This window comes from Bartonella sp. AA83SXKL (genome assembly GCF_042196965.1).
In the GTDB taxonomy this organism is placed as follows: Bacteria; Pseudomonadota; Alphaproteobacteria; order Rhizobiales; family Rhizobiaceae; genus Bartonella.
In genome coordinates this window covers 1-642 of sequence record NZ_JBHIRG010000245.1, presented here as the reverse complement: position 1 = coordinate 642, position 642 = coordinate 1, and the positions used below count along the sequence as shown (strand labels likewise).

Below are 642 nucleotides of genomic sequence, written 5' to 3'. Positions count from 1 at the left end.
GGAACCTCTTGCCATGGCATAGCAGGAATATTTGTTGATGTCGCACGTGGTTTTCCTAAAAGAGCGCGTGCCTTCATACAAGCCTGTAGATCAACATCTAAACCAAGAGCCGCAGCATATTTCAAGCAAATATTGATACGGTTAAGTGCTTTTCGCGCTGTATCTGCTTTTTCATGCCAAAGGGGCGCAAGAACATTGCGAATGATATTAGCCGTTAATTTTTCTATAGGTAAATTACCTATGTGTGGAATCACGTGCAACTCTAGTGGAGAAAACCAGCGACCGTTTTTACCTTCATTTTTCAACTCTGCTTTTTTGCTTTCAAAAGCCGCTTTTGCAATTTCTTGAAAAATATTGCTTTGCTGTTTTAAAATAGTCTGTTCTCGAAAGACAATAGGATCATTGCCTTCTTTAAGAATATCACTATAATATCTTGTAAGCTCACGCGCTTCTTTTAAAGAGAGTTTTGTAACAGGACCAAGTCCCATTTCACGGCGCTTATTGTGGTGCGTATAGCGAAAAAACCAAGAGCGTGTATTGTCTTTTCGAACATTCAACCACAACCCTGCCCCGTCACAATATTTACCCTGCGGAGACGTCTTTACGAATGATGCTGATAACCGATGAATCGCCCTCACTTAA

1 protein-coding gene is annotated in these 642 nt (G+C 40.8%); it reads right to left on the bottom strand.

What is annotated here, in order from left to right:
• On the bottom strand, positions 1-638 hold a 638-nt coding region (locus tag ACFINO_RS10890; protein ID WP_375655874.1), incomplete at its 3' end, for a tyrosine-type recombinase/integrase.
• Positions 639-642: the final 4 nt, after the last annotated feature.